Origin of the sequence: Microcoleus sp. Aus8_D2, from assembly GCF_036702665.1 — a bacterium.
In the GTDB taxonomy this organism is placed as follows: domain Bacteria; phylum Cyanobacteriota; class Cyanobacteriia; order Cyanobacteriales; family Microcoleaceae; genus Microcoleus.
This window is the reverse complement of the sequence record NZ_JAUBUN010000044.1, coordinates 1-22,188: the sequence shown is the minus strand read 5'-3', so window position 1 is coordinate 22,188 and position 22,188 is coordinate 1. Positions and strand designations below refer to the sequence as shown.

Here is a 22,188-nt window from a genome sequence, read left to right as displayed (position 1 = left end):
CCCGACAAAACTCCATCAGATCAAATTCAGAATCAAAGGGATATAATTGGTAATTGGTAATTGGTAATTGGTAATTGCTAATTGGTAATTGGTAATTGGTAATTGGGAATGGGTAATTGGTAATTGGTAATTGGTAATTGGGAATGGGTAATTGGTAATTTTTCCTAATGACGGCAGGACTACTGACTACTGACTACTGACTACTGACTACTGACTACTGACTACTGACTACTGACTCTTAATTTAGTCGAACTCGCCCGGAGGTAAATGCTTGTATTCGATCGCCCGCCAAGCATACTAACAACCGGCCGCATCCGTCAATCCCGGCGGCTTCTCCGCAGATGGTTTCGGAGGAAAGTTCGATCGCCACATTGCAGCCAATCAGGGCGTCGCGGCGGCGCAATTGGGGCAAAAGCAGCGCTAAACCGGACTTGGAGGGTGGCCTGTCGGTGGTGGAAAACATATCGGCTAGTTCGAGTAAGTAGTGCCGCAGTCTCGCAAGCAAACACAATTCATCGGGCACATTACTAGCAATAGAATGCAAGCTTACCGCATTGCCGAGATCCTTTGCATCCAATCGGGCCGCCGCGAAATCTACGCAGCGGTTGAGTCCAATTCCGACAACCGCCCGAGTGCCGAAAGTCTTACCAGAAGAGGCTTCACAGAGAATTCCGGCTAATTTGTGGCGATCGATCCAAACATCATTTGGCCATTTCAGGCGCAGCAGATCGCGACATTCGGGTACCAAATCCTCGATCGCAAAAATGACGGCCAAACCGACTGCTAAACTGAGTCCGGGCAACAAATTGGGATTGAGGTTGTCGAGGACAAAACTAGCTGTCAAAACACCGGTTGGGGAGTGCCAAGTGCGATCGTGTTGGCCGCGCCCGCTGGTTTGCCGCTTAGTAAATATTACATCTCCGTGGTGCAGTTGGGCCGCGCGGGCGATCGCCCAGGTATTGGTACTGGGACAAGTATCCAAAGAGTGCAGCCAGTGACGAACTAACTCATTATCAACAGTATTTATCAACCTTACCTCAGTAGGAATATCCCCTATCCTCTCAACTTCATTATTTTCTAATTTCTTGAGATTTTTTCATATCATTTTTCACGAAAATTAGATCGCACGGTGCATATTAATTATTCATCTCTCTATTCTCTTCCTCTGTGTTCTCTGTGTTCTCTGCGGTTAAATCATATTGTATACATCTAAAATTTATCGCAAATTTATGCCATTTCAAGACGTAATCCTAGGGAGTAAGAAACCCAGTTTCTTCGTATATATCTAGTTGAAAAACCAATATTTATCGCAGAAAACTGGTTTCTTTAGCCTTAGTTTTACCAGCGAAAAAAGACAAGCAATCGCCCGCAGAATTTACACTTCTTGCAGTTGCATTTCCAGCAACTCAGGAATCGTCACAAACCGATATCCCTCCTTCTTCAAGCCAGCAATCATCTCCGGTAAAGCCTTAATAGTACGAGAGCGATCGCCCCCGCCGTCGTGCATCAAAACAATCGCTCCCGGCTTCGCACCCTTCAACACATTATTAACAAAAGCTTCCGGTTGAGCGCGCGGATCGGTATCCGCAGAAGTTACCGACCACATCACCACAGAATAATTCTGCTCTTTAGCATACTTAGCCAAACCATTAGTCAAAACTCCTCCCGGCGGGCGGAAATAAGTAGTCTTAACTCCCGTCGTTTCGTAAATAAGTTTTGCCGTGCGATCGATTTCGCTAGCCGCCGTCGCCGCATCCATCGGATCGTACCAGTGATGCCATGTATGATTGCCGATCGCGTGACCTTCTGCTACAACTCGACGAGCAATGTCAGGAGAAGTTTCGAGAGATTTACCTATCCAAAAAAATGTTGCTTTAACGTCATTTTGCTTAAAAATATCCAGCATTTGTTCAGTCGTTTCTGGCCAGGGCCCGTCATCAACTGTTAAAGCAATAACTTTCTGAGAATATTTGATTGTCCCTTCAAAAACAGTTGTTCCCTGAAACTGCTCTGGCGGCACAAAAGTCAAGCGTTTTTCTTTGGGTTCCAATACGGTGAGAAGTTGCTCAACTGTGCGATCGAGATTAAACGCTGTGCGATCGTCCCCAACCTCTTTTGCTAGCGGATTTACCGTTAAGGATTGGTTGAGGTTCTGCACGGCGGCGGTTGCAGGCTTGTCGCTTCCCTGTTGGTTTCCTGGGAGCAGCGTACCGACGATAAAGCTCATTGCAGCCGCTGCTAGGGCGATCGCCACAAAACGCCATTTTTTTCGCAGTCTTTGAAACAGATGATTTCCGGTCACTTGGGATTCCTTTCACTCCACACTGGGGATAATGATAATGGGAATTTCAGGGAAAAGAAACCTAATTTTTGATAAATATGTCTGAGCGGGGATTGACAGCGGTTTCGGTTGGGCGATCGGATGCGGGCGATCGGAAGCGGGCGATGGGAAGCGGGCTTAGACAGACGAAACCCACTCCAAGCGGGTTGAAGAAATTAAGGGCGATTTGAATCACCGCGTAATATTGAAGGGATTAAAAGTTTCTTAAGTCCACGGAGGTGGACATTGTTTGTATGGCCGCGATTTCAATCGCCCGGTATATCTGCTTCCTAAAACTTACCTAAACTTTTCTAAACTCATTTTCCGACACAATTCGAGTTCACTTCCTACGCTGTTGGGTAGACGGCTAATCCCAAGATAAGTAGGCTATCCCCCTCAAGCCGAGGGTTCCCAATTTAAAATATTCAGACTGGCGTTAAAATCGCGATCTAAAGATATGCCACAAACAGGACAGTCAAAAGTCCGAATGCTTAGTGGCATATCTTTTTTTGTGCCACAATTCGAGCAAGTCTTAGTGCTAGGGAACCACTGGTCTACCAACACTAAATTAGCTCCATACATTTTTGACTTGTAGTTGAGTTGGCGTTGGAATTCGTAAAATCCGAGATCGGATATTGCTCCAGCTAATTTGTGATTCGCCATCATTCCTTGAACATTCAATTTTTCGATCTTAATTAACTTGAATGTCTTGGCCAAATAAGTGGTCAACTTGTGGAGGAAATCTAAGCGAATGCGAGCTATCCGAGCATGGAGCTGCCTAATCTTGTCGTAGGTCTTGCGCTGGTTTTGAGAACCTTTTACCTGTTTCGATGCTTTGCGCTGCAAGGTAGCAAGCTTGGTTTTCGCTCTTCTGAGCGGCTTTGGTGCATCAAAGGTCTGCTGGGTTGATAGCGTGGCAAAAGACTTGATACCGATATCTATGCCTACAGAAACTCCAGATTGCTGAACTCTTAGACGTTCGGCATCAACACAGAACGAGACAAACCAACGGCTTCCTTCTTTTGAAACCGTAAAAGTTTGAGAAATAAAACCACATTCTAATGGTTCAAAAAGCCGAAAAGTTCCCAGCGTAGGGATTTTAATGGTACTACCAGCGACTAACAAAACTTTGCCGTTAGACGAATCGACTGTAAAGGATTGGCTGTCTCTACGACTGGCAAATTTTGGATGACCTGCTTTAAGAGAACGATACCGATTGAAAGCATCTTTTAGATCGATTAACGCATTTTGGTAAACTCGACTAGACAACCGGTTCATCCTACGCAAATTCAGGCTTTTTCTTGACGTAGTTAGTGAGAACTTTCTTGATTTCGCCAATCACCTTCGAGTCGGTGAATTGCCCCTCGCCATACATTTGAGTCCGCAAGCTTAACCCAAAGTTAAATACTACACGTCGGAATCCTGCGTGCTTTGCCATCAAGGTCGCTTCTTGATTATTTAGCTTGAGCGCTCGTTTGACAGCAAACATCGTTAATCCTGGTTAGAATTACCTGTTTGATTAAGTATAGCGGAATCTACACAAGGATCTACACCGTCTACAATATTCTTAACTTTTGCTTTGTATTTCCGCAGGGAGTAGAGCCTGGAAGAAAAACAGTGAATTATTGAAAGCAAGTCTTGTGTCAGCTCTTCATGCGGAGAAAGGCTTTCCGCGTTGGCGACGACAACCGTCCCGCCGTTCCATTGCAAGATTTGCTCGACCAACTCAAAACCAAATCGGCACAGCCTATCTTTGTGGGCGACATACAGCACCCTAACTTCCCCAAGCATTGCCCATTGTACGATTTGCAAGAATTTGGGGCGTTTGAAGTTGAGTCCGCCCCCGACTTCTTGAACTGAATCTGTTATGGCGACGCCTTGTGCCAAGCAGAACTGTTCCATAGCTTGCACCTGACGGAGCAGGTCTTGTTTTTGCCCGGTGGAAGAAACCCGACAATACACGATAACCCTACTGGGTGGCGTTTTCCCGGTTTTCAGGTTGCGGGCTGTATTGAGGTGGCTTTCTGAATAAAGTCGCTGGTTCCCCAGGGTTCTATCAGGAATTAGCCTACCTTCGCTCTCCCAGCGCCGTAGCGTAGAGCCTGAGACTCCTACTAATTTTGCGAACTCTGCCACTTTCCACATAAAACTTCCCGCGAGTAGTTAACTGTGGATAAGTTTAGCAAACTATTTGGCACTTAAGTTTGGCTCTAAAGCCTTGCCGCCAGTAAATCCCGAATAATTGGGATTTTCGCCGCAATTTGCGCTTGAGGTACCTCCGTTTGCTGCCAACTATCGCGCCCTGACAGCCTCGCAACCCACTGCTGCAACTTCGGATACTCATCAAAAGATATCCCAAACATCTCCACAGAAGGCACCGCAGTGCCAGCCACCACTTCCGCCAACGAAAACTGTTCGCCAGCAAAAAAAGTACGCCGATCGGCCAACAAGCCCTCAAAAAACCTCAGCACCGTTAATATCTGTTGCTTGGACTGTGCCAACTTTTCCTCAGTGTCTCCCGGCACACCGAGCATTTGCCTGGTTAAGGGAAACATTGCCGGCAACAGTTCATTTAAAGTCAGCATTTCGACCATCCGCACAATTCCCAAGGCTTTCGCCTCTGTCGGTAGCAGTGGGGGCGTCGGATATTTGGCATCTATATAATCCAGAATTGCCAGCGACTCCACCAAAGTCAAATCTCCATCCACCAACGCCGGTATGCGGTGAAACGGGTTAATTGCCAGAAAATCCGGTGCAAATTGGTCGCCGTCGAGGTTAAGTGCGATCGGCTCAAACGCAATTTGTTTCTCCAGAAGTGCCACCCACACGCGACGAGAATTCAGAGAGAGCGGATTGTAGTACAGTTTCAGCATCGGATTTACCACGGGCTACAACACCAGTTTAGCAGCCAAATGTCTTGATTTTACGTAGTTTTGCAGAGTTGGAGTGTTCGGAAAGGGCGATCGAACCCCATGAAAAAAAACTAATTTAAAAAAAAGTTGTATTACCCCCTTGACAGTCTTGTATTACATAATGTATTATAAATGTAATGCAAAGGGGAAAGAGCTGCAAAGCTTTATCCCAAAAGCAATACGAACCTTGAAAACTGAATAGATAATTAATCGTGTCACATAATTGCGGACATTTGGCGGTGTAGACTCCGGCAACAAAAGCCCCCTCGGGTTGTAGTACGCGGAATCAACCGCCAGCCGTCCAAACTTCAGTAATTCAAGAACAAAATATTGTTCATTGGCACGGGGGTATAGCTCAATCGGTCAGAGCAGTCGCCTGTCGAGCGAAAGGTTGCGAGTTCAAGTCTCGTTACTCCCGTCAAAGTCCCGTAGGCAAAAGTCAAGCCGTCTGCCCCTCAAGCAGAAGATTGCGAGTGCAAACCTCGTCGGGACTCCCAGGTTAGGTGGCTGAGTGGCTCAAAGCATCGGTCTGCAAAACCGAATTTCGCGGGTTCAAATCCCGCCCTAACCTTTGTTCCCGATCGTAATTAAAAATCACATAAATTACACAAAGTTTAATTATTTAGGGTACACACTGTCAGGTCATTCTACAAAACAGAGGAATCAAAGCCTAATAAACATTAACGGAGGTTAGAAGTTATGAATACCAAAACTACCGTGCTTTCAAATTTCATCCCCAACGATGTATCAAATAATAGTGCCAGCTTGGAAGATCAGTTGACTGCGTTCGTTCAAAAAACCCTTGCTGACAGCTATTCTCAAGACGTTGATGCTACTTTGCAACAGCTTGATGCGGCATGGGAAGCTCAGAAGTTGGTTTGGCAACTGCGAGATGATGCCCAAGTTTAATCGGCGAATTTCCAGAAGCTGACTTGTTTTGAAAAACGAGAAATTAAAAAATTAAACCAACACTCTTTTAATTGCAGTTTTTAACTTTGAAAGTAACAAAGCAACAGAGTGCTGGACGCACAGGTAGTTAGAAACCGGGTTTTTTACGAAAATTCTTCACCCTAGCCGGCAGATTAGGTAAAAAACCCGGTTTCTTTGAACTCATATCGCAGCGTAACTTAAGCGTAAAGTCCCAAGCTCATAACTTGGTCAATGCGGATACGGCTTCGCGGAAGCAAGCTACAAATCCCGCCGCTGCGATCGCAAGCAGGGATGGTGTAACTGGCAACACTCTGGTCTCCAAAACCAGCATTCTGAGTTCAAATCTCAGTTCCTGTGCCAAATTTTTAGTGCTGTAGGCAAATGGTTTAAGCCGCTTGGTTTTCACCCAAGTGATTTGCGGGTTCAACTCCCGTCAGCACTTTGTGTGGGTCGTTGGCAGAATGGTTTTGCAGCCGCCTTTTAAGCGGATGGATCGAGGTTCAATTCCTCGGCGACCTACCAAATTTTCAATCTTGGGTTGGCCCTCCTATTGGTGTGGGTAGCTGTCTGTAAAACAGTAGCTTAAAGCGTTGTTGGTTCAATTCCAACCCGACCCATGCGATTTTAGATTTTGGATTTTAGATTTTGGATTTCAAGATTTAAGATTTGAGATTTGAGATTGTAACTTGCGCAAAAAACCCGGTTTCTGAGAAAAATTTTGCATCTCTACTAGAGATATTGAGATAGAAACCGGGTTTTTTACCCCTGCGAGTAAGTCCTGTGTAGTTAATATGCAGTTCCAAAACAAGAGAATGTGTTGTAACTGGACAACAATTCAGCTTGCGCAACTGAAAATTCGAGGGTTCAAATCCCTCCGTTCTCTCTCATTGAGGAGAGGTGGCCGAGAGGCTTATGGCGCTTTCCTGCTAAGAAAGAGCGGCTTAACACCCGCCGAGGGTTCAAATCCCTCCTTCTCCGTTTTCCCCCGATAGCTCAGTTGGTAGAGTGCTTGTGTGAAGAACAAGAGGTCGTCAGTTCGACACTGACTTGGGGGATTGCGTTGCCTCATAGCTCAATGGTAGAGCTGCACGCTGTTAACGTGATGGTTGTAGGTTCGAGTCCTACTGAGGCAGCCATTTTAGAAACAGTTCTGGACGCATTAATAACATATTTCTGTCATTGCGAGGAACGAAGCAATCGCAGTATTTAGAAGTAGCGCGTCCAACCACTGTTTGCATAATTCCTGTTAAATTGCCGAGTGGACGAAAGGCAAGTCGCATGGCCCTGAACCATGAGGTTGCAGGTTCAAATCCTGCCTCGGCATTCAATTATTCGGAAGTCGCCTAATTGGTATGGCACCGCTCTTTGAAAGCGGAAAAATGCAGGTTCAAACCCTGCCTTCCGAGTTCTGCTTTTCCCAAAGCAGTAATGATGATGCTCCTGTAGCCCAATTGGCAGAGGCCGCAATTTTAAAAATTGTATTGTCTGATTTCCAATCTAGTCAGGAGTATGAACGGGATGTGGCGCAACTTGGTAGCGCGGCGGCTTTGGGAGCCGAAGGTTGCAGGTTCAAATCCTGCTATCCCGACTTTGCCCCTGTGATGTAATTGGAAAACATCACTCGCTCAAAACGAGTGTTTTTTGCAGGTTCGAGGCCTGCCAGGGGTATTAGGTATTATACCTAAATGCGTGAAATGTAGCGATTTCACTACTCAAATGGTAATAAGTCAACTTCTTTAGATTTTAAAGTTAGCCAACTTGTTATCGATCAGCTGAGTTACTATCTCTAGATACTTTTGGGCGCTGTCTATTTTAAAGTGATTGAAGCTGGAAGTATTAATCGAATGTAACTCTATATTTTTTTGGTGACAGGCTTGAACTTTACTACGGTCGTTGTTTTGAATTTGTGAGAGCTTATCATCTCCGTAGATAGCCTGATCATGAAAAATTCCATTTAACTCAATGGCTAAATTCAGTAAGGGGATGTATATGTCCAACTCAGCATTAATAGCATTTTTGCGGTTGTAATGAATTTCCAATTGAGGATAAATTATGGATAACTGAGATTCTACCCAAGCTTCCAGTTTAGAGCGTCGGCTACCTTTTGTTTTATTGCGATTTGAATAACTAGCAGAGCAGGATCTGGAACAAAAGTGATTCTCAGTTATTCTGATTTGACAAGCTCTCTTGATGAACATTTTACTACAAAAATTACAGCTTAAATGTTGTTTTTTATCCTGAGCCAACCACTGACATTCTCTTGAACAAAATTGTTTGCGACCATATTTTATATCCTGATTGTACTTGCCGATGCAACGGGCAAAAGGCTGGCGGCAATAATCGCAAAATACTTGAACGGAGTGAGCCATAATTTAACCGTTAGTAGAACAAATTTATTGTAGCAGTCCTAAGCTATTTTGGGTCAAGTTAGAATTAACTTTGAGTTCTGTAAGGAACTTAGTAGAGATCCCTTGTCAAGCGCAATAGTTATTTAATGTTGATTCAAATCCAACAATCCCGACTTTGCCCCTGTGATGTAATTGGAAAACATCACTTACTTAAAATAAGTGTCTTGCAGGTTCGAGACCTGTCAGGGGTACTTGGCTAACAGCCAATTTCTGCTATTTGCTTTCGTGGCCCAACGGCAGACGCGCTAGGTCGAGAACCTAGTTTTCTACAGGTTCACATCCTGTCGGGAGCATGAAGTTTTCATGAATATCGGAGGAACTTAGTTAATCGTCGCAGATAGGGTTAGCTAGAACTTACACATGGGGCCAGAAACCGGGTTTTTTACGAAAATCCTTCGCACTTACCCACAGATTAGATAAAAACCCGGTTTCTTTAGTCGGAGTGCATAAGTCCTGTTAACCTCAGACATTGTACCTGTGACAGAAACCGGGTTTCTGGCAAAGACTTTGCATAAAATCAGAGATTTTTCGTCAGAAACCCGGTTTCTCAAAGCTTGTTGAAAATGGTTCAAGATGTTAGGTGAAACCAACAAAATTGCCCCTGTAGCCCAATTGGAAGAGGTGCCTCGCTTAGAACGAGGAGGTTGCTGGTTCGAGGCCAGCCAGGGGTATTTGGTGATATCGCGGGTGAAGTAGCCTGGGTAGGCTTGGAGGTCTCATAAGCCTCTTAATAGCAGGTTCAACTCCTGCCCCCGCCACCAAAAATGCAGGTGTGATGTAATTGGCAACATGAGGCTCTTGTAAAGCTTTTATGCGAGTTCAACTCTCGCCACCTGCTTGTCCTAAAGATTAGAAGGAGTTTATTTAATTGTGCTAATTTTTTAAGAGAAGTTACAGCGCTAATTTTTTGTAGCAAGTCCGAGTTAAAAGCATGAAAAGAATTGCGATCGCCCAAAACACCCTAAAAATTCTCGAAAATGGTTGCTACTTGTCCCCGGAAGGGAAGCAGGTTAAGATCGATCGCCAATTAGCATCATGTATTGCTGGGACGGCATACTACGAACCCGAGGCCCTGTCAGCGATCGAGCGAGATGTTCTCTCAGGTACTCCTCAATTCTCGAACACGGAATTTATGGTGAGGAATGAGACAACGCTAGTGGGATCAGAACGTATAGGGCGATCGCACAAATTTGCAAAAATTGGAGTCCTAAATTTCGCTTCTGCCAAAAATCCCGGTGGTGGATTCATCAAAGGCGCTCAAGCACAAGAAGAAAGCTTAGCACGCAGTTCTGCACTGTACAAAAGCCTTTTAAAATGTCCCAAATACTACGAGTATCACCGCTCAAATAAATCGCTGCTTTACTCCGATCGACTCATTTACTCTCCAGGTTGTTCAGTATTCCGCAAAGATGATGGAACCTTGCTTGAGGAACCTTATCTTGTCGATTTTATCACGAGTTGCGCTCCGAATGCTGGTCAGATTTTGAGACAAGAGTCAGAAAGCACGGGAAAAATCCGCGAAACTCTGTACGGACGCGGTGCAAAATTGTTAGCCTTAGCTGTTAACAAAGGTTGCGATGCGCTAGTTTTAGGTGCTTGGGGATGTGGTGTATTTAGAAACGATCCATCAATGGTAGCTCAGATGTTTGCAGACTTTTTCTTGCTAAACGGTAAATTTGCTGGCAGATTCAAAAGCGTACTATTTTCCGTCCTAGACTCTAGCGAAGACGGCAGGATATTTGCAGAATTTGACAGTCGATTTTCGTGTAATCAAACGAATTTTGTTCGCAACAATGAGTCGTAAAGTAATTTAGGCAGAATTGCGATCGCCCCCTTCCCAGATTTGCAGTTGTCGTTCGGCTGCAACAAAACAGTTTACATACGGCGTGGGATACACAAAATAATCGTAAGCTAGTGCCATTTGCCGCGCGGCTTCGCGATCAGGAACTCTGCCGATACCCGTTCCCAATCCTGGACAAACGACACTCTCAATTTTACGTTCTGCGTTTCGATTGTAGCGCCGAATTGTTAATAACATTGCCCACATTGCCACATACGGAATATCTGTACCCACAACAGACATCGGTACGCGCATGGTGGGAGTATGAGCGAGAAAAGGATGTTTGGGATGACCAGTTTCGACGATAAATGACGTGCCAACAGGCTGTTCGCCTAAATAGTCTTCCAAGATATGCTCCTGAACTCTAACCATCAGAGACTGACCGAAAAAATCGACGATGGCTGCATCGATACCGCCATCCATCATACCAAATGAATTGGCGGGACTCACCAAACAGTCATACTCGGTTAAATCCTCGAAACGTTTTTTGGTAATTTCGAGATTTGGCAGGTAAAAAAAATGCTCTTGAAATGCGACAAATAGTTCGGGATTGGGTGCTGTAAGTATCAGTTTCATAGGTTTTATCTCCGATCCCTAGTTTAGCAAATCGTTAACGGCGATCGCCTACCATTCGGGAACGCTTTGGGAACGGGATAGCTCTGCTTCACTCACTCATTTTTCCAAAAACTTGCCATAATTGAGGTAGAGTAGTTCAAGGTTAAACTATGCTGACAACTGACAACACCTCAATGGGAAAAATTATTACCACGCTGACCGTGACTAATCGTGCCGATCAGAATGTCGCAGCGCGAGGATTCATGCCTCCCGACCAAATCCGTTCCGTCACTCTAAATAATGTGCTAGTTGATACAGGTGCAACAACATTGTGCTTGCCTGCAAGTATCATCGCTCAACTCGGTTTAGAACTTCTCAAAGAAGTGGATGTAGAAACAGCAAATGGTATTGGCAAAGCCAGAATTTTTCAGGATGCTAAAATTTATTTGGTAGGACGCGAAGGCACGTTTGAGTGTTTGGAATTGCCGGGAGGTATGAATCCTTTATTAGGTGTGATTCCTCTGGAAGCGCTGGGAATTGAATTAGATTTGAAAAATCAGCGGTTAGTAACTTTACCCATCAGTCCAACGCAAACTTACTTAACTATTTTGTAGGCTGTATGTTGAGATTCAAGAGATAAAATCGCTAAACTAATTGCGGATATGGTGTAACGGTAGCATTCGAGTCTTCCAAACTCTAGGCACGAGTTCGAGCCTCGTTATCCGCTTGGAAAACAGTTGACAGTTGACAGTTGACAGTTGACAGCGACATTTTATAAGTGTTGACAATTAACTGTTACGCGTAAGCTGAAATATCAAATTTGTTTGCGGGTGTGATGTAAAGGTTAGCATCTGAGTATGCCATTCTCAGCGCATGGGTTCGAGTCCCATCATCCGCTTGGCTAAAAACGAGTTTTTATTCAATCTAAAATCTCAAATTGCTAGATATTTTATATTTTATTTAATCTAAAATCTAAAATCTAAAATCTAAAATTCATAGTCCTGTAACTCAACGGTAGAGTGTTTGCCTTACAAGTAAGAGCGGGGTAATATCCTGCCAGGACTACCAATTTATGAGAGTGTAGCTCAATGGATAGAGCGCCGCGCTTCGGACGCGGATGTTGTGGGTTCGAGTCCTACCACTCTCGTTGTTTTTGCTATAATTTAAGGAGGTTGATTCCATTGAATGATTGATTTTTTATATTCCAAAACTTACGTATCAGGGCAAAGAAACCGGGTTTTTATCTAATCTGTTGGCTGCAGCTAAAGATTTTCTCCAAAAACCCGGTTTCTGACTATTGATGTGTAAGTCTTATGTTAAACGCGATCGCCCTTTTGCGTGTCCCAATCTTTGGAGCCTACATACTTTAGTACGAGAGGAAAGGTAACGCTGTCAAACACAGCGCGCGTTTGCGAACGAGGAGTGCCATGAACCCGATAGGTAGGCCCAGAAGTAGCCATCCTTTAAAGAGTGTGTAATAACTCATCGGCGGAGTCCCTCTAGTAACTCAGAAAACGCAATGCTCTGATAACTTGTACGCAAAGTGCGATCGCACTATTTGAACAGAATTTATTTGGTTCGTAGTGAGGACTTCAGTCCTCTGAATTTGCGGACTAAAGTCCTCACTACGAACGGTAAGATTAGAAGGAGTTTCCCCATGCCTGTAATTGCTATGGAAGTCAAAACCGCGCAAAATCATCCCAATGCTGATACGCTATATCTTTATAGTTTTGAAGCTCCGGGGCATGATTCAGTGCAAATTGTTGCCAACTCAGAAAACATTTATGATGTTGGTGATATCGTTGCTATAGCGTTAACTGATTCTGTGCTGAAAGATGGCACTAAAATCACACCTGCAAAACTCCGAGGCGTTTATTCCTTTGGCATGGCTTTGGGGAAAGTTGAAGAAGCAATCGGCACTGATTTGTCGGCAATTTATTGTCAACAAACGGCAGAGCAATCGGCACAAATGCAAACATGGCCGAGCATCGAACTGCTCTACAATCTCCGCCGCAGTTTAGAATTACTTGGGGAAACTCCTAAGATAACTTATCGAGCTAAAATTAAACTCGACGGTACTAATGGAGGCATTCAAATCTTTACCGATGGTAAAGTTGCCATCCAAAGTCGATCGCAAATAATTGACCCAAAAAACGACAATCTCGGCTTTGCTAATTGGGTGAATCAAAACATCGATTTTTTCGCTCGGTTGGCGAGTACCGAACACGCAACTATCTTTGGGGAGTGGTGCGGTAAAGGGATTCAGAAACGGACTGCTGTATCTGATCTCGATCGCAAAATCTTTGCGGTGTTTGCGGTTCAATTTGGCGGCGTGGATGGCAAAATTGCCAAACTGGAAATCCGCCCGGACAAAATCGCTGATTTTTTGCCAAAACATCCCGATATTTTTGTCTTGCCTTTTTACGGAGAACCGTTTGTTTTAGATTTTGGCGCTCCAGAGCAACTAACATCAGTTGTTGATACAATCAATCAAGCGGTTTATGCTGTAGAAAAAGTCGATCCTTGGGTGAAAGAAACTTTCGGGATTGAAGGAATTGGCGAAGGATTGGTTTTATTTCCCGAAAGTGGCGAACTTGCAGAAAGGCTGTCCTATGCAGAACTGCTGTTCAAAGCTAAAGGCGAAAAACATCAAGCTGTCAAAACCAAACAACCCGTTCAAATCAACCCAGAAGTTGCTGAAAGTATTGATGATTTTGTGAATCTTTTTGTCACGCCCGCTCGCTTAGAACAAGGAGTGACAGAAGTTTGCAGAGGTCAGTTTGACATGGACAAAATCGGAGCATTTTTAAAGTGGTTTAATGCTGACGTACAGAAAGAAAGTGTTGCGGAACTAGAGGCTACTGAACTAACCTGGAAAGATGTTAACAAAGCCGTGATCAACACAGCTAAAAAATGGTATCAAGAACAGGGTAAATCTTTGTAATTATTGCAATTGACCATAATTATTGTAGGGGCGGGTTCACCAACAATAATTGCCTAAAACCCATAATTTCATAAACCCGCCCCGGCATCTATGACGATCGCGATCGATCGGACATGATATTAATTAGGGCTTAGACATAAATCAAAGAAACCGGGTTTTTCACCGAATCTGCGAGTAACAATGAAGTATTTTCGCAAAAACCCGGTTTCTGGCCACCCGTGCGTCAGTCCTATTAATATCATCAATCAACAAAAATAGGGGAGTGTAACTCAACTGGATAGAGTGTCGAGCTTCTACCTCGAATGTTGTGGGTTCAAGTCCTACCGCTCCTGCTGAATGGGTTCGTAGCTTAATTGGTAAAGCATCTAACTGGCTGTTAGAAAGATATCGGTTCAAATCCGATCGCAATCCACAAAAAAAGGGGTCATAGCTCAATTGGTAGAGCGCTTGCTTTGCACGCAAGAGGTTAGGAGTTCGATTCTCCTTGACTCCATATGGTGTCTGAAGCCAAAGTGGTAGCGGCGCTGGTTTGTGGAACCAGTAATAGCGGGTTCGATCCCCGTCGGACACCCTTGGAAGATGCCGCTAAACGGTTGGCAACTGGTCTCGAAAGCCAGGGTACAGGTAACTGTAAAGGTTCGATTCCTTCATCTTCCTTTTAATATCAAATCTGGTTAATTGCGCCGATGTATTGTAGGGACACAGCACTGCTGTGTCCCTACGGATAGGTTGCGATGTGGCAGGATTTGATTCACCACCAGAAGTCGAAAAGCGAGACACCGTGCTGATAACGCGGGGATAGGAGGGGCAGTACCTCTCTGGTGGATTTCCTGTAATTTGCAGGAATGTTAGATGTTTCACATCATGGAAGATGCCGCTAAATGGTCAGCAACTTGTCTTGAAAACAAGGGTACAGGTAATACCTGTAAGGGTTCGATTCCTTCATCTTCCTTAATGAAATATTCTGGCACGTTGCATATATATTTGTTATCCTGTAAGTAGGTGGACATATATATTACTGACTGTACGAAAAGACAACGAAGTAATCCCAAAAGCCTGCGATTGCTTCGTTCCTCGCAATGACATTCTTGCAAGGAAGTAATCCCAAAAGCCTGAGATTGCTTCGTTCCTCGCAATGACATTCTTGCAAGGAAGTAATCAGAAAACCCTGCGATTGCTTCGTTCCTCGCAATGACATTCTTGCATTTATTTATTACTTAGCAGTAGAAATTTTGGGGAGGTCGCCTAATTTGGAATGGCACCGCAAAAACTAGGTAAAACGGCTCTCAAAAGGACGATCGCGTTTGTTGAGTAGGGTAAAAAGTTGCTTCGCGACGTTCCCTGAAATCGCAAACTGGCAGCGGGTTGCAGATGCACTGAAAGGAATTAACAGTCCGAGATGGGGGCAGTTCCCGTCTGCTTGCGGGCAGTAAGGAAGCGCGTTTCCTGAAAGCTGCTGTCGATCGATGCGGGTTCGAGTCCCGTCCTCTCCATCGCGATCCAAAATCGAGGAATTTCAACCCGTGCCCTGAGGGTTAAAGCATACCGGCAGTTAACCGACTCAAATGAATGCTTTACGCCTTTCTTTGCACGGGTTGAACCTCACAACCTCAGTTGCCGTTGAGGTTGACATGGCGATCGCAATTGGCGATCGGGCGCAGTCTGGTCATCAACTGCTTCAGCAAGAAACCATTATTGTTCCAAGCCGTATAAGGACTAGCCCCTTGTCCCTTCAGGTACAAGGTTTGTCGGGCTTTGTTGTGGCAGATAGTTGCTAGCAAGCTAACGACTGACACTAAGCCGAGTTCATCTACAAGGGCTTCGAGTTGATCTTGGGTCACAAGTACACCTCCAGGGTTGACTATTCCTGGAATATACCATAAAGTACCCTTCAAGGGTACTTAGAGTAAACTCAAAGTTACTTAGACTCTGCTTCATCGACGAGGTTGTATTCCTTGACGGCCGCCATGACTAGCAGAGTGGACATAGGAACTCCTGTCTGCTGGGAGATTTTTCTCAGTTTTTCGTGCAAACTCTTGGGAACTGTGACTTTAATCACAGCAGTCTCTTCTTTGTCAGCCATTTGAAGCAGTCATATTTAGTTGAGATCAGCTTATCTCCTTTTGAGTCCGATCGCCCTTTCCTGCAATTGCCTCTAAGGATGCGGGCGATCGCGCAATTGAAAAGCACTACTGCTACCATGGTTTGGGCCTTGGTGATTTCCAAAACTTCTTAACAAACAAGATTAAACATGAGAAAACTCATATATTACGTGGCTTGCACGGTTGATGGGTTTATTGCTCGCGAAGATGGCTCATTTGATTGTTTTCCGATGTCAGGAGAGCATTTTGCCGATTTGTTCGATCGCTTTCCCGAAACTATTCCGGCGCACTTTCACGAACCGCTGGGCATTAGTTTTTTAGGAAACAAGCAATTTGATGCTGTTTTGATGGGGCGCAAAACCTATGAGGTAGGGCTAAATGTGGGTTTGAGCAATCCTTATCCCAGCTTGAAGCAGTATGTCTTTTCGCGCAGTATGCAAGCCAGCCCAGATGGGAATGTTGCACTGGTGTCGCACAATGCTGTTGAATTGGTTAAGGAATTGAAGCAGGAAACGGGTAAAGATATCTGGCTGTGCGGTGGCGGTGAGTTAGCGGTAACGGTGGTTTCGGAGATTGACGAGATGATTGTCAAGTTGAATCCGGTAGTCGTTGGGGCGGGAATTCCGATGTTTGCGAGGGCGATCGCACCGACAAGTGTCGATTTGGTCGATCGCCAAATCTACAGCAACGGCTTCATGCTGCTGCATTACCGATTGCAGAAATGAGCTGTTTGGGCGATCGTATCAAATAGAGGAGTGGATTGGTTTATAATAAGTCTAGATTTGCCACTTATTTAATACCAATTTAAAGACAGAGGTTTTTACCTGTAGGGAAACGGCACTGCCGTGTCCGGCGAGGAGTTATGCCTGACGGACAGATAATTTCTATAGGGTTAATAACTGTAGCAACATTTTTTCAAAATGGTATAACATTGAAGCCATGAGCATTCAATTTCTAAAATTAGAATTAATTCAGTGGATTTTGTTACTGAAGGATACTCAAATTTTAAACAAAATCCAAAAAATGAAAGAAAATTCCCCCGAAAAAACTGCTGTCCTCAAACCTCGTCAATTTGGCTGTGGCCAAGGAATTTTTACTTACCTTGCGGATAATTTTGATGAAACACCTCTTGGTTTTGAAGAATATATGTTGCCATGAAATACCTAATTGACACTCACATTGTAATTTGGTTTGTTGAAGGTAACACTCGGCTTGATGAAGATGTGCGCTCGCTGATTGCTAATCCAGTAAATGAAATCTATATTAGCCTAGCTAGTCTGTGGGAACTTACTATCAAAATCAGCATCGGTAAGTTGTCTTTGTCTATTTCTGTATCGGAGTTAGAAATGTTTCTAATTGAACACGACTTTCAAATTATATAAACCAAGTTTATCCATTACGATAAATTGCCAAATCTCCCTTTTGACCATCAAGATATTTTCGCTCGCCTAATTATTTCTCAAGCCGAAGCAGAAGATTAAACTATTGTTACACATGACGATGGGTTCACAGAGTACAATGTAAAATTGTTGTAATCTCAAATTGTGGTAATCTCAATCTACAGCAACGGCTTCAAGTTGCTGTATTATCGAGTGAAGCACAGCGAAGGCAAGCAAAATTTTAGGTTGAAGTCATGATCGATTTAAAACAGTTTAATTATTACTTAGTGCTGGATCTTGCAGCAACCTGCTCCGACCAAGGAACCATCCCACGCAATCAGATGGAAATTATCGAGATAGGAGCAGTGATGGTAGACTCCAAAAAGCTAAAAATCGTTGATGAATTTCAAACCTTCGTCAAACCCATTCGCAATCCGATCTTAACTGAATTCTGCACGTCGTTAACATCGATCGCCCAAACGCAAGTCGATAGCGCCCCAACTTACCCCGAAGCCAGTGCCCTGCTACAAAACTGGCTTGAGGGCTACTCAAATGGCGTATTTGGTTCGTGGGGCGAGTTCGATCGCAAACAATTTAAAAAGGATAGCAATTTGCATCAAATCCCATTTCCCATTGCTTATCCTCACGTCAATCTCAAAAAAATATTTACAAAAACGCAATGTTTGCCAAAACGATACGGTATGGCACCAGCTTTAAAACTTGCGAAGTTACGGTTAAAAGGAACTCCTTACCGAGGGATTGATGACGCTAAAAATATCGCTAGATTGTTGCCTTATATTTTAGGCAAAAAAACCCTGAAGTGAGCAGTCATATTTTTTTGATTGATAATTCAACCGCAGATACAAAGCAGATCAACACTGATTAACGCAGATAATTGCAAGAGAAGAAAGCGAATCAAAGCAAAAAGTCTTGTATTCATCTGCGTTCATTTGCGTTCATCTGCGGTTACAATACAAAAAATTTTAGGTAAAATTTATGAAAAATTTAAAACAATTCAACTATTATTTAGTCCTCGATCTGGAAGCAACCTGCTGCGACAAAGGATCGATCGCCCGAAATCAGATGGAAATTATCGAAATTGGCGCAGTGATGGTAGATCCCACAACCCTAGCCATCGTTGATGAATTTCAAACCTTCGTCAAACCCATACGCCATCCGATTCTCACCGAATTCTGCACGTCGTTAACATCGATCGCCCAAACAGAAGTCGAGATCGCCCCAACTTACCCTGAAGCCTGTATCCTGCTGAAAAACTGGCTGTCTGGTTACTCAAACGGTGTATTTGGTTCCTGGGGCGAGTTCGATCGCAAACAATTTAAAAAGGATAGCAATTTTCATCAACTCCCTTTTCCCATTGCTTATCCTCACGTCAACCTCAAAAAAATGTTTACAGAAACCCAAGGTTTACCAAAACGGTGCGGTATGGAACAAGCCTTAGAACTTGTCGGTTTACCGCTAGAAGGAACTCATCATAGAGGGATTGATGATGCTAGAAATATCGCTAAATTGTTGCCTTATATTTTGGGTAATAAAACCCTGAGCTGAGTTGTCATATTTATCACAAATCATGCTTTATATCTGCGTCAATCTGCGTTAATCTACCCTCATCTGCGGTTGCAAAAACTCTGAAAAATTCTTGTGCATTCCATCTGCGTTAATCTGCGTTAATCCGCCCTCATCTGCGGTTACAAAAATCTGGAAAGTGCTGCTGTGCGGATGGCGACTGGTTTGGAAAACCAGAGTGCAGCGATAAGCTGTAGAGGTTCGACTCCTCCATTTTCCGTTTCGATCGTTAGTCATCAGTCCGCCAAACTCCTTTCTTTGCTGGATATCGCTCTCCCTTTTACGTGCGGACAACGGATGTTACGGGTGCGATCGCATCTTTTACCGCCGATGACGGAATGGCGATCGAGATGGTAATGCCGGGAGACCGCGTTAAGATGACTGTGGATTTGATGCAGGCGATCGCGATCGAACAAGGTATGCGTTTTGCCATTCGCGAAGGCGATCGTACTTTCGGTGCGGGTGTCGTCTCCAAGATTCAGGGGTAGCATTTCGCTGAATTCATAAGTAGCAGAAAAGCCAAACCTATTGGGGTAATTGGCTTTTCTGTTTGTTTATTTATTGTGTAAAATGATTAGTGGGGCGGTGGAACCAAAAGTTTATGAGTCAAATCTGAAACAGAGAGAGTGGTCATGATATTTCTTTTTCCTAGCGATTACTTCAATTCAAAAAAAATTGACGAGATGTACATTGACCAAGCTGCATCTCTGAATAACGCAGGATTAAACACTGCTGCTATCTCCTTATAATCTTTGGGGAGTAATTCACCTAAAATCAGCCCTACCATTCCTCAAAACTCACAAGTAGTCTATAGAGGTTGGATGCTTTCACCCTCGGATTACGAGCTTTTGGTTAATGCTGTAGATAACGCCGGATCTCGCGCCTTTACCTCCAAACCAGAGTATTTATTAACGCACTATCTGCCAAACTGGTATCCTTTGATTGCCCATTTAACCCCAACCACGAAGTTTTACACTGTAGATGACGATCTGGAAAGCGAGTTAAAAATATTAAGCTGGGAAAGGTTTTTTATCAAAGATTACGTTAAGTCTCTCAAAACCTCGGTCGGTTCAATCATCGAACAGCCTTCAGAAATTAAAACGGTCGTTACCCAGATGCAAAAGTTTCGAGGAACAATCGAAGGTGGCATTTGCGTGCGTCAAGTCGAGGATTTTGCTGTAGAATCTGAGCGGCGTTACTTTGTTGTACGCGGTCAACCGTTTGCTGCTGCTTTGGACGAGGAAATACCCGATATTGTTAGGGAATGTGCTGTGAGAATTAAAAGCAATTTTTTTTGTGTGGATGTAGTCGATCGTAAAGATGGAGTCAAGCGAATTGTCGAGATTGGAGATGGGCAAGTATCAGACATTGTTGGATGGTCTGCTGAACGTTTTGCACAACTCTGGGGTGGTGGCAGCTAACACGCTGTCTCCTCTTGATTTCAAAAACAAACTCGTTATTTCATAAGCTACTATAGAAGCGATAGCTAATTAGGTTACGAGTATGACTTCGACACCGATCGCTCAAACAACGATTATCCGAACAGAACGCGGACTGACCATCTCAGGCACGCGCATCACTCTATACGACGTGATGGATTATATCACCGCCAGTTATCCGCCCAAATTGATCCGCGAAAAGCTTTGTATCACTGACGAACAAGTCAATGTCGCCCTTTCCTACATTGAAGCAAATCGCGCTCAAGTAGAAGCAGAGTATCAAGAAGTTTTGCAAATAGCAGAGGAAAATCGGCAGTATTGGGAAGAGCGAAATCGCGAACACTTTGCTCGCATCGCTCAACTGCCACCGAAACCCGGTACAGAAGCTATCTGGGAAAAACTTCGGGCACAAAAAGCAAAGCACGCATCGGAAGCATGAGTTTTTTGATTGACCACAATTTTGAGGGACACGCTGTTATCCTGTTAGGTAATATTGCCAATCAGGGTTGGCTCGCTCTATTACCTATCCGCTTTGTCACCTCTGAAGAGGTTGAGCTATCCGTTGATAGTGACGATCGCATTGTCTGGCGATTTGCCCAATAAAACCCGATGATTCTGCTGACCGCAAATCGAAGTATGAAAGGAGAAGACTCGCTAGAACAAGTTATTCGTGAAGAAAACACGCCGGATTCATTTCCTGTTTTGACGATTGGAAATATCGCTCGGCTCGACGATCGCAATTATCGAAATCGATGTGCTGACCGGATAGTTGAGGTTGTGCTTGATATCGAGCAATACATGGGAGTTGGTCGGCTTTTTATCCCGTGATATCCTGGACAAGCGATCGCACTTAAATTAAATGTAGAATTAGTTCTACGCCCTCAATTAAGAAATCACGGGCGATCGCACTTTTTGCAGTTCAGGCAATTTGAAAGCCAAAACAATATCTGCGTCAGGAATTCCCGCCACCATCAACTCGTAAGCAACTCCATCTTCCGTACCGTCATGTTCGATCCACAGCTTGTTGTCGATAATTTCAATGTGGATCAGATTTCCGTAGATGCGACGGCCATTTTGCCAGCCCGTCTCAACTAACAAATAGCGATCGCACTTTTCATCTAAAACCAATTTGACCTCAGCTAGGTCGTCGTTACCGAGAAAATCGATATATTCTTGGAGAAGTTTTTCAACGATGTCGCGATATTCAAGGTTCACTGAATCCATTGGACGATCGCCTCCTCTGCTGGCTCGAAGGTAACTAAACGAATGATACCATCGATAGCCTACGGGCTCTTGACTCAGGTCGATCGCCCTTACAGAAAACTCGCGATCGGGCGATCGCCACAAATATTTACAAAAATAATTGATTTTTCAGAACAGTTGTGTTAATCTAGTAGAGATGCGGGAGTATAGCTCAGTTGGTTAGAGCAGGTGACTCTTAATCTCAAGGTCGAAGGTTCAAGTCCTTCTACTCCCATCACCTTCTAAGCCTTATGGCTATGCCATTTAGGAGTCTCACTCAATTTCCGATTAACGGTTTCCACTCATATTCCACTCATCTAGTTTCTCAGTGTAAGTGAAAAAAGGGGGATATCACCCCCCCTAATATTAAGATTTATTACGCATTATTCTAGAGCTAGCTTAGTATCTTGTACTTTAATTTTACCCCCATAAATAGGGGGGTAAAGTTAAACACACCCCAAAACCCCCATTTATAAAAAATTAAAATGACGTTTTGGGGTGAAAAACCCGGTTTTGATTTTAGGCCATAACAC

Annotated in this window: 25 protein-coding genes, 30 tRNA genes and 1 pseudogene; 45 read left to right on the top strand and 11 right to left on the bottom strand. The window is 44.0% G+C overall.

Going from position 1 to position 22,188, the window contains the following annotated elements; genetic code table 11:
• Positions 1 to 238 precede the first annotated feature (238 nt).
• The 6 genes from QUB64_RS26370 to QUB64_RS26345 all read right to left on the bottom strand — a co-directional run bounded on the left by QUB64_RS26370 (position 239) and on the right by QUB64_RS26345 (position 5,193).
• Positions 239 to 1,030, bottom strand: a complete 792-nt coding sequence (locus tag QUB64_RS26370; RefSeq protein WP_333275769.1) for a biotin--[acetyl-CoA-carboxylase] ligase — start codon at positions 1,028 to 1,030, stop codon at positions 239 to 241.
• Positions 1,031 to 1,375: 345 nt separating this feature from the next.
• Entirely contained in the window at positions 1,376 to 2,302 is a 927-nt protein-coding gene (locus QUB64_RS26365) for a polysaccharide deacetylase family protein (protein ID WP_333275771.1), read from the bottom strand.
• 414 nt (positions 2,303 to 2,716) lie between these two features.
• Positions 2,717 to 3,598, bottom strand: a complete 882-nt coding sequence (locus QUB64_RS26360; RefSeq protein WP_333275774.1) for an RNA-guided endonuclease InsQ/TnpB family protein — start codon at positions 3,596 to 3,598, stop codon at positions 2,717 to 2,719.
• A gap of 1 nt (position 3,599) precedes the next feature.
• Positions 3,600 to 3,809 (bottom strand): helix-turn-helix domain-containing protein, encoded by a 210-nt coding sequence (locus QUB64_RS26355; protein WP_333275776.1) that lies wholly within the window; start codon positions 3,807 to 3,809, stop codon positions 3,600 to 3,602.
• A gap of 2 nt (positions 3,810 to 3,811) precedes the next feature.
• Positions 3,812 to 4,465, bottom strand: a complete 654-nt coding sequence (locus QUB64_RS26350; protein WP_333275778.1) for an IS607 family transposase — start codon at positions 4,463 to 4,465, stop codon at positions 3,812 to 3,814.
• 65 nt (positions 4,466 to 4,530) lie between these two features.
• Complete coding sequence (locus tag QUB64_RS26345; RefSeq protein WP_333275780.1) at positions 4,531 to 5,193, bottom strand: glutathione S-transferase family protein; 663 nt, start codon at positions 5,191 to 5,193, stop codon at positions 4,531 to 4,533.
• A 383-nt stretch (positions 5,194 to 5,576) separates the two neighbouring features.
• On the opposite strand from QUB64_RS26345, the gene QUB64_RS26340 reads away from it, so the two are divergent.
• The 16 genes from QUB64_RS26340 to QUB64_RS26265 all read left to right on the top strand — a co-directional run bounded on the left by QUB64_RS26340 (position 5,577) and on the right by QUB64_RS26265 (position 7,830).
• A tRNA-Asp gene (locus QUB64_RS26340) sits at positions 5,577 to 5,650 on the top strand.
• Between the two features lie 4 nt (positions 5,651 to 5,654).
• Positions 5,655 to 5,729, top strand: a tRNA-Glu gene (locus QUB64_RS26335).
• A tRNA-Cys gene (locus tag QUB64_RS26330) sits at positions 5,730 to 5,803 on the top strand.
• 128 nt (positions 5,804 to 5,931) lie between these two features.
• On the top strand, positions 5,932 to 6,141 hold the full coding sequence (locus QUB64_RS26325; RefSeq protein WP_333275782.1) for a hypothetical protein: 210 nt from the start codon (positions 5,932 to 5,934) through the stop codon (positions 6,139 to 6,141).
• A 306-nt stretch (positions 6,142 to 6,447) separates the two neighbouring features.
• Positions 6,448 to 6,522 (top strand) — tRNA-Trp (locus QUB64_RS26320).
• Positions 6,523 to 6,529: 7 nt separating this feature from the next.
• A tRNA-Glu gene (locus QUB64_RS26315) sits at positions 6,530 to 6,604 on the top strand.
• Between the two features lie 5 nt (positions 6,605 to 6,609).
• Positions 6,610 to 6,684 (top strand) — tRNA-Lys (locus QUB64_RS26310).
• Positions 6,685 to 6,697: 13 nt separating this feature from the next.
• Positions 6,698 to 6,779: transfer RNA gene (locus QUB64_RS26305), tRNA-Tyr, on the top strand.
• A 191-nt stretch (positions 6,780 to 6,970) separates the two neighbouring features.
• Positions 6,971 to 7,045 (top strand) — tRNA-Arg (locus QUB64_RS26300).
• Positions 7,046 to 7,053: 8 nt separating this feature from the next.
• Positions 7,054 to 7,140 (top strand) — tRNA-Ser (locus tag QUB64_RS26295).
• A 4-nt stretch (positions 7,141 to 7,144) separates the two neighbouring features.
• A tRNA-Phe gene (locus QUB64_RS26290) sits at positions 7,145 to 7,217 on the top strand.
• A gap of 6 nt (positions 7,218 to 7,223) precedes the next feature.
• Positions 7,224 to 7,298: transfer RNA gene (locus tag QUB64_RS26285), tRNA-Asn, on the top strand.
• A gap of 116 nt (positions 7,299 to 7,414) precedes the next feature.
• Positions 7,415 to 7,486, top strand: a tRNA-Gln gene (locus QUB64_RS26280).
• An 8-nt stretch (positions 7,487 to 7,494) separates the two neighbouring features.
• Positions 7,495 to 7,568, top strand: a tRNA-Gln gene (locus tag QUB64_RS26275).
• Between the two features lie 108 nt (positions 7,569 to 7,676).
• Positions 7,677 to 7,750, top strand: a tRNA-Pro gene (locus tag QUB64_RS26270).
• A gap of 4 nt (positions 7,751 to 7,754) precedes the next feature.
• A tRNA-Leu gene (locus QUB64_RS26265) sits at positions 7,755 to 7,830 on the top strand.
• Positions 7,831 to 7,898: 68 nt separating this feature from the next.
• Here the strand turns inward: QUB64_RS26265 and QUB64_RS26260 are convergent.
• Entirely contained in the window at positions 7,899 to 8,531 is a 633-nt protein-coding gene (locus QUB64_RS26260; protein WP_333275785.1) for a hypothetical protein, read from the bottom strand.
• A 156-nt stretch (positions 8,532 to 8,687) separates the two neighbouring features.
• On the opposite strand from QUB64_RS26260, the gene QUB64_RS26255 reads away from it, so the two are divergent.
• The 5 genes from QUB64_RS26255 to QUB64_RS26235 all read left to right on the top strand — a co-directional run bounded on the left by QUB64_RS26255 (position 8,688) and on the right by QUB64_RS26235 (position 10,374).
• Positions 8,688 to 8,761: transfer RNA gene (locus QUB64_RS26255), tRNA-Leu, on the top strand.
• 28 nt (positions 8,762 to 8,789) lie between these two features.
• A tRNA-Leu gene (locus QUB64_RS26250) sits at positions 8,790 to 8,863 on the top strand.
• A 304-nt stretch (positions 8,864 to 9,167) separates the two neighbouring features.
• Positions 9,168 to 9,241: transfer RNA gene (locus tag QUB64_RS26245), tRNA-Leu, on the top strand.
• Positions 9,242 to 9,336: 95 nt separating this feature from the next.
• A tRNA-Thr gene (locus QUB64_RS26240) sits at positions 9,337 to 9,408 on the top strand.
• A 93-nt stretch (positions 9,409 to 9,501) separates the two neighbouring features.
• Positions 9,502 to 10,374: a TIGR02452 family protein gene (locus QUB64_RS26235; protein WP_333275787.1), complete on the top strand. Its 873-nt coding sequence runs from the start codon at positions 9,502 to 9,504 to the stop codon at positions 10,372 to 10,374.
• Positions 10,375 to 10,380: 6 nt separating this feature from the next.
• On the opposite strand, the gene QUB64_RS26230 is transcribed toward QUB64_RS26235, so the two are convergent.
• Positions 10,381 to 10,986 carry a macro domain-containing protein gene (locus QUB64_RS26230; RefSeq protein ID WP_333275789.1) on the bottom strand — a complete coding sequence of 202 codons (606 nt, stop codon included), beginning with the start codon at positions 10,984 to 10,986 and terminating at the stop codon, positions 10,381 to 10,383.
• A gap of 149 nt (positions 10,987 to 11,135) precedes the next feature.
• Between QUB64_RS26230 and QUB64_RS26225 the strand changes: the two genes are divergently transcribed.
• The 11 genes from QUB64_RS26225 (at position 11,136) to QUB64_RS26175 (ending at position 14,861) form a co-directional block, all read left to right on the top strand.
• On the top strand, positions 11,136 to 11,579 hold the full coding sequence (locus QUB64_RS26225) for a retroviral-like aspartic protease family protein (protein WP_333275791.1): 444 nt from the start codon (positions 11,136 to 11,138) through the stop codon (positions 11,577 to 11,579).
• Between the two features lie 42 nt (positions 11,580 to 11,621).
• Positions 11,622 to 11,692, top strand: a tRNA-Gly gene (locus QUB64_RS26220).
• Between the two features lie 99 nt (positions 11,693 to 11,791).
• A tRNA-Gly gene (locus QUB64_RS26215) sits at positions 11,792 to 11,863 on the top strand.
• A gap of 99 nt (positions 11,864 to 11,962) precedes the next feature.
• Positions 11,963 to 12,033: transfer RNA gene (locus QUB64_RS26210), tRNA-Val, on the top strand.
• Positions 12,034 to 12,039: 6 nt separating this feature from the next.
• Positions 12,040 to 12,112: transfer RNA gene (locus QUB64_RS26205), tRNA-Arg, on the top strand.
• A 411-nt stretch (positions 12,113 to 12,523) separates the two neighbouring features.
• Positions 12,524 to 13,909: an RNA ligase family protein gene (locus QUB64_RS26200; RefSeq protein ID WP_333275793.1), complete on the top strand. Its 1,386-nt coding sequence runs from the start codon at positions 12,524 to 12,526 to the stop codon at positions 13,907 to 13,909.
• 258 nt (positions 13,910 to 14,167) lie between these two features.
• Positions 14,168 to 14,241: transfer RNA gene (locus QUB64_RS26195), tRNA-Arg, on the top strand.
• A gap of 6 nt (positions 14,242 to 14,247) precedes the next feature.
• A tRNA-Ala gene (locus QUB64_RS26190) sits at positions 14,248 to 14,321 on the top strand.
• Between the two features lie 8 nt (positions 14,322 to 14,329).
• A tRNA-Ala gene (locus QUB64_RS26185) sits at positions 14,330 to 14,402 on the top strand.
• A gap of 4 nt (positions 14,403 to 14,406) precedes the next feature.
• A tRNA-His gene (locus QUB64_RS26180) sits at positions 14,407 to 14,480 on the top strand.
• A gap of 295 nt (positions 14,481 to 14,775) precedes the next feature.
• Positions 14,776 to 14,861 (top strand) — tRNA-Ser (locus QUB64_RS26175).
• A 658-nt stretch (positions 14,862 to 15,519) separates the two neighbouring features.
• On the opposite strand, the gene QUB64_RS26170 is transcribed toward QUB64_RS26175, so the two are convergent.
• Together QUB64_RS26170 and QUB64_RS26165 are read right to left on the bottom strand one after the other, a co-directional pair.
• Complete coding sequence (locus QUB64_RS26170) at positions 15,520 to 15,750, bottom strand: hypothetical protein (protein ID WP_333275795.1); 231 nt, start codon at positions 15,748 to 15,750, stop codon at positions 15,520 to 15,522.
• A gap of 77 nt (positions 15,751 to 15,827) precedes the next feature.
• Positions 15,828 to 15,992 carry a ribbon-helix-helix domain-containing protein gene (locus tag QUB64_RS26165; protein WP_333275797.1) on the bottom strand — a complete coding sequence of 55 codons (165 nt, stop codon included), beginning with the start codon at positions 15,990 to 15,992 and terminating at the stop codon, positions 15,828 to 15,830.
• A 168-nt stretch (positions 15,993 to 16,160) separates the two neighbouring features.
• Here QUB64_RS26165 and QUB64_RS26160 point away from each other — a divergent pair, with 168 nt between their 5' ends.
• The 11 genes and pseudogenes from QUB64_RS26160 (at position 16,161) to QUB64_RS26110 (ending at position 21,241) form a co-directional block, all read left to right on the top strand.
• A complete protein-coding gene (locus QUB64_RS26160; RefSeq protein ID WP_333275799.1) occupies positions 16,161 to 16,736 on the top strand; it encodes a dihydrofolate reductase family protein in 576 nt (191 codons plus the stop codon).
• Positions 16,737 to 16,950: 214 nt separating this feature from the next.
• On the top strand, positions 16,951 to 17,169 hold the full coding sequence (locus tag QUB64_RS26155) for a hypothetical protein (RefSeq protein ID WP_333275801.1): 219 nt from the start codon (positions 16,951 to 16,953) through the stop codon (positions 17,167 to 17,169).
• On the top strand, positions 17,166 to 17,393 hold the full coding sequence (locus QUB64_RS26150) for a type II toxin-antitoxin system VapC family toxin (protein ID WP_333275803.1): 228 nt from the start codon (positions 17,166 to 17,168) through the stop codon (positions 17,391 to 17,393). Before QUB64_RS26155 ends, QUB64_RS26150 begins: the two co-directional genes overlap by 4 nt.
• Positions 17,394 to 17,644: 251 nt before the next feature.
• On the top strand, positions 17,645 to 18,214 hold the full coding sequence (locus QUB64_RS26145; RefSeq protein ID WP_333275805.1) for a 3'-5' exonuclease: 570 nt from the start codon (positions 17,645 to 17,647) through the stop codon (positions 18,212 to 18,214).
• Between the two features lie 172 nt (positions 18,215 to 18,386).
• Positions 18,387 to 18,956 (top strand): 3'-5' exonuclease, encoded by a 570-nt coding sequence (locus tag QUB64_RS26140; protein WP_333275807.1) that lies wholly within the window; start codon positions 18,387 to 18,389, stop codon positions 18,954 to 18,956.
• 151 nt (positions 18,957 to 19,107) lie between these two features.
• Positions 19,108 to 19,195 (top strand) — tRNA-OTHER (locus QUB64_RS26135).
• A 21-nt stretch (positions 19,196 to 19,216) separates the two neighbouring features.
• Positions 19,217 to 19,462, top strand: a pseudogene (tuf, locus tag QUB64_RS26130) (elongation factor Tu); the annotation flags it as partial.
• A gap of 333 nt (positions 19,463 to 19,795) precedes the next feature.
• On the top strand, positions 19,796 to 20,395 hold the full coding sequence (locus QUB64_RS26125) for an ATP-grasp domain-containing protein (protein ID WP_333275809.1): 600 nt from the start codon (positions 19,796 to 19,798) through the stop codon (positions 20,393 to 20,395).
• Positions 20,396 to 20,477: 82 nt separating this feature from the next.
• Complete coding sequence (locus QUB64_RS26120) at positions 20,478 to 20,852, top strand: DUF433 domain-containing protein (RefSeq protein WP_333275811.1); 375 nt, start codon at positions 20,478 to 20,480, stop codon at positions 20,850 to 20,852.
• Positions 20,849 to 21,016, top strand: coding sequence for a hypothetical protein (locus tag QUB64_RS26115; protein WP_333275813.1), 168 nt, complete (start codon positions 20,849 to 20,851; stop codon positions 21,014 to 21,016). The genes QUB64_RS26120 and QUB64_RS26115 overlap by 4 nt, the downstream gene beginning before the upstream one ends.
• Positions 21,017 to 21,049: 33 nt before the next feature.
• On the top strand, positions 21,050 to 21,241 hold the full coding sequence (locus tag QUB64_RS26110) for a hypothetical protein (RefSeq protein ID WP_333275815.1): 192 nt from the start codon (positions 21,050 to 21,052) through the stop codon (positions 21,239 to 21,241).
• Positions 21,242 to 21,298: 57 nt separating this feature from the next.
• On the opposite strand, the gene QUB64_RS26105 is transcribed toward QUB64_RS26110, so the two are convergent.
• On the bottom strand, positions 21,299 to 21,637 hold the full coding sequence (locus tag QUB64_RS26105) for a XisI protein (protein ID WP_333275817.1): 339 nt from the start codon (positions 21,635 to 21,637) through the stop codon (positions 21,299 to 21,301).
• A 42-nt stretch (positions 21,638 to 21,679) separates the two neighbouring features.
• On the opposite strand from QUB64_RS26105, the gene QUB64_RS26100 reads away from it, so the two are divergent.
• On the top strand, positions 21,680 to 21,802 hold the full coding sequence (locus QUB64_RS26100) for a hypothetical protein (protein WP_333275819.1): 123 nt from the start codon (positions 21,680 to 21,682) through the stop codon (positions 21,800 to 21,802).
• A 14-nt stretch (positions 21,803 to 21,816) separates the two neighbouring features.
• Positions 21,817 to 21,890 (top strand) — tRNA-Lys (locus tag QUB64_RS26095).
• The last annotated feature ends 298 nt before the right edge of the window (positions 21,891 to 22,188 follow it).